The sequence below is a fragment of the Mycobacterium sp. 1423905.2 genome (genome assembly GCF_001673155.1).
Taxonomy (GTDB): domain Bacteria; phylum Actinomycetota; class Actinomycetes; order Mycobacteriales; family Mycobacteriaceae; genus Mycobacterium.
In genome coordinates this window covers 1-3208 of sequence record NZ_LZLE01000076.1, presented here as the reverse complement: position 1 = coordinate 3208, position 3208 = coordinate 1, and the positions used below count along the sequence as shown (strand labels likewise).

Annotated in this window: 4 protein-coding genes and 1 pseudogene; 3 read left to right on the top strand and 2 right to left on the bottom strand. The window is 67.2% G+C overall.

The window, feature by feature from the left end:
- A pseudogene (locus tag A9W95_RS27155) lies at nucleotides 1-88 on the bottom strand (hypothetical protein); the annotation flags it as partial.
- Here A9W95_RS27155 and A9W95_RS27440 point away from each other — a divergent pair.
- Both A9W95_RS27440 and A9W95_RS04250 read left to right on the top strand, forming a co-directional pair.
- The gene (locus tag A9W95_RS27440; protein WP_371328019.1) at nucleotides 66-503 is read left to right on the top strand and encodes a hypothetical protein; all 438 of its coding nucleotides are present in this window, start codon (nucleotides 66-68) and stop codon (nucleotides 501-503) included. The pseudogene A9W95_RS27155 and the gene A9W95_RS27440 sit on opposite strands and share 23 nt — an antisense overlap.
- Before the next feature lie 48 nt (nucleotides 504-551).
- Complete coding sequence (locus A9W95_RS04250) at nucleotides 552-1208, top strand: nitroreductase family protein (protein ID WP_067409375.1); 657 nt, start codon at nucleotides 552-554, stop codon at nucleotides 1206-1208.
- Between the two features lie 3 nt (nucleotides 1209-1211).
- Here the strand turns inward: A9W95_RS04250 and A9W95_RS04245 are convergent, their stop codons facing one another.
- On the bottom strand, nucleotides 1212-2096 hold the full coding sequence (locus tag A9W95_RS04245; protein ID WP_067409374.1) for a cyclopropane mycolic acid synthase family methyltransferase: 885 nt from the start codon (nucleotides 2094-2096) through the stop codon (nucleotides 1212-1214).
- Between the two features lie 109 nt (nucleotides 2097-2205).
- Between A9W95_RS04245 and A9W95_RS04240 the strand changes: the two genes are divergently transcribed.
- Nucleotides 2206-3208: glycosyltransferase family 39 protein (locus tag A9W95_RS04240; protein WP_172826555.1), on the top strand; the 1003-nt coding region annotated here is incomplete at its 3' end.

The following is a 3208-nucleotide window of genomic DNA, read 5'->3' as shown; positions in this document are numbered from 1 at the left end:
GGGAGTTCTTGAGGTTGGGCATCACCAGGCCGATCGCTTTCGCCGCGCCGGTCGAGGTCGGCACGATGTTCGGCGCGCCGGCGAGCGCGGCGACCTTCACCCCGCCCTTCGCCGTCGGCCCCCCAGGCATCGGCTTCGGCTCGGGGATGAGAAGCAGTGCCAGCGCCAGTGCCAAACGCAAAGCGCCCGAACCGGACAGCGCCGCCGCGGCGGCCGCAGCGTCGGCCCGCGAACAGGCGCGGGCGCGGCGGCGCCGACGCGCCACCAGGCGCGACTTCGGTGACGAATTCATGGACTCCCACGTCGATGTCGAGCCGGACTGGACCGATCCGGGGGAGCAGGGGCCGACGCTTTCCTCCGATCAGGGCGGCGGCACCTTCGGGTTCGCCGGCACCACAAGCAAGGAATCAACGGCGCAGCCGTCGGGGTTGACCACGCTGGCCGACGACGACTTCGGTGGGGGGCCGCGGATGCCGATGATGCCCCGCACCTGGGACCAGTAGGCCGTCGCCGCGATCGGCGACCAGTGAGCCGGTTGCCATGATGGTGTTGTGGATCTTTACGACGTCATGCGCACCACTGCAGCGGTTCGGCAGTTCACCGACGACCCGCTGCCCGATGAGACGCTGCACTGCATCCTGGACAACGCGCGTTTTGCCCCTACCGGCGGCAACCGGCAGGGTGTTCGGGTGATCGCGATCCGGGACATGGCGACTCGCTCCGCGCTTGCCGAGCTCACCATTCCCGGCGCCCAGCGCTACCTCGCCCAAGCCCAGCACGGCGAGTCGCCGTGGAACCCGTTGTCGCCGAGCGGTGTCGACGCGCAGACCATCGCGGCCACCGACGGCAGTGCGTTCGGCAAGCCGGTTCTCGAGGCGCAGGTGGTGCTCGTGTTCTGCCTTGACCTCAGCGTCGCCGCGGCGCTGGATCAGGATTTGGACCGCATCGGGGTGATCAGCGGTGCGTCGGTGTATCCGTTCGTGTGGAACGTGCTGCTGGCCGCTCGCAACGAGGGCTTCGGCGGTGTGCTGACCACGATGGTGGTGGCACGAGAACCCGCGGTGCAGGAGCTGCTGCACATACCGCAACAGTTCGCCGTGGCGGCCGTGGTTCCGCTCGGCAAGCCGGTTCGTCAGGTCAAGAAGCTGAGCCGAAAACCGGTCAGCGAGATCGTGACTCGGGAGTCGTTCGACGGTCCGCCGCTCTGAGGTTCAGCCCTTGACGAGGGTGAACTGCGCGACGTCGGTGTAGCCCTCGCGGAACAATTCGGCGCAGCCGGTCAGGTATTTCATGTACCGGTCGTAGACCTCTTCGGATTGCACGGCGATCGCCTCGTCGCGGCGCGCCTGCAGCGCCTCGGCCCAGGTGTCCAGGGTGCGGGCGTAGTGCAGCCGCAGCTGTTGCACCCGCGTGACGTCGAAGCCGGCCCGCTGCGCGTGGTCCACCACGACGTTGGCGCCGGGCAGATCTCCGCCCGGGAAGATCTCGTCCATGATGAACTTCATGAACCGGATCTTGGTCATGGTGATGGGCAGGCCGCGCTCGGCGAACTCCTCGTCGCTGGGCTTGATGATGGTGTGCAGCAGCATCGCGCCGTTGGCGGGCAGCGCCTCGAAGGCCGTCTTGAAAAAGTCGGCGTAGCGGTCCCGCCCGAAGTGTTCGAAGGCGCCGATCGAGACGATCCGGTCCACCTGTCCGTCGAACTGTTCCCAGCCTTGCAGCAGGACCCGCTTGGTGCGGGTGCTCGGGTGGGCGTCAAACAGCTGCTGGACGTGGGCGTGCTGGTTGCGGCTCAGCGTCAGACCGACCACGTTGACGTCATAGCGCTCGAGGGCGCGCCGCAGCGTCGCCCCCCAGCCGCATCCGATGTCGAGCAGCGTCATGCCCGGTTCCAGCCCGAGCTTGCCCAGCGCCAGGTCGATCTTGGCGAGCTGCGCCTCCTCGAGCGTCATGTCGTCGCGTTCGAAGTAGGCGCAGCTGTAGGTCCGCGTCGGGTCCAGGAAGAGCGCGAAGAAGTCGTCCGACAGGTCGTAGTGCGCCTGGACGTCTTCGAAATGCGGCTTCAAGCCGGTGTTGTCACTGGGTTGATCGGACAAAGCGCAGCCTTAAGACGTCGATGGGTCGAAGTTATCGGGCCGAACCGTAACATCTTTCGGCCACCGTGCGGGCCGCGGCCCAGGCTTGTTCTGGCAACATAGCCGTTCGGTGAGCGTCTCCCGAACCGATCGTGCAGACCCGTGGCTCGTCGGGGTGTTGGCCGCTGGCATCAGCCTGATCGGCGCCGCCCGTCCGTCCTTCTGGTACGACGAGGCCGCCACCATCTCGGCGTCCTACAGCCGGTCCCTCGGCCAGTTGTGGCACATGCTGGGCAACGTCGACGCCGTCCACGGCCTGTATTACCTGCTCATGTACGGCTGGTTCCGGGTCTTCCCGCCCACCGAATTCTTCTCCCGACTTCCCAGCGCCCTGGCCATCGGGGGAGCGGCCGCCGGGGTGGTGGTGCTGGCCAAACAGTTTTCGTCGCGCACCGTTGCGGTGACGTCCGGGGTGTTCTGCGCGATCCTGCCGCGCTCGACCTGGGCGGGGATTGAAGCGCGTCCGTCGGCGCTGTCGATGATGGCCGCCGTCTGGATGACCGTCGTGGTGGTTCGCGCGGTGCGCCGCGACGACGTGAGGTCATGGCTGGCGTATGGAATCGCCCTGGCCTTCTCGGTGGTGCTCGACACCTATCTGGTGCTGTTGCCGGTGGCTTACTGCGTCTATGTCGGAGCCTTCCAGCGCCGGGTGTGGTGGCGTTTTGCGATCACCTCGGTGGCGGCGGTGTCCGCGTTGCTGCCGTTCTTGCTGACGGTGGTCGCGCAGGTGCACCAGATCCGATGGGTCAGCCCGATCGGTCACCGGACCATCGAAGACGTGGTGGTACAGCAATACTTCGAACGCAGCCCGGTGTTCGCGGTGTGCTCGGTGTTGGTGGTGGGCGCCGCCGTCGCGGTGTGGCTGGCCAGGTTCGCCCCGCTGCCGCAGTGGCAGTTGCTGGTTCTCGCAGCGTGCTGGCTGGTCGTACCGACCGCGCTGATCATCGTCTACTCGGCGTTGGTCCATCCCATCTACACGCCGCGCTATCTGTCGTTCACCGCGCCGGCGGTTGCGCTCGTGTTGGGCGTGTGCGTGGTCGCACTGGCGGCGAAACCGTGGGCGGCGGCCGCCG

Excerpts from the sequence above, each read along its gene's own strand:
- A9W95_RS27440 (WP_371328019.1), top strand. The coding sequence starts at position 66 with ATGTTCGGCGCGCCGGCGAGCGCGGCGACCTTCACCCCGCCCTTCGCC.